Source organism: Pseudomonas sp. SIMBA_068, from assembly GCF_046534705.1.
GTDB lineage: Bacteria > Pseudomonadota > Gammaproteobacteria > Pseudomonadales > Pseudomonadaceae > Aquipseudomonas > Aquipseudomonas putida.
Genome location: NZ_JAWRYI010001915.1, coordinates 1 through 228 on the forward strand (window position 1 = coordinate 1; position 228 = coordinate 228).

At 53.5% G+C, this 228-nt stretch carries 1 protein-coding gene; it reads right to left on the reverse strand.

Features of this window, described 5'->3' with window-relative positions; translation table 11 throughout:
- Window positions 1–228: hypothetical protein (locus SB756_RS36455; protein WP_410914131.1), on the reverse strand; the 228-nt coding region annotated here is incomplete at both ends.

Sequence of the window (228 nt, forward strand, 5' to 3'; positions counted from 1 at the left end):
GTTCCCGGCAGCTGCTGCGTGTGGCTGAAATCCAGGCCTTCATTTTTCAACGCGCCCAGTTCAGGCGTGAGATCCGGGAAAGCCTCGTTATCAAAATAGGTCCGCTCGAGACTTTCGCCGTAGATATAAACCAGGTTGAGTTTCGGGTCAGGGATAGTTTTCGACGGCTCTTTATAATAAGCCGCAAAGTCCGGGTCGCCGTCGCGTGACTGGGATTTCACCAGTTCC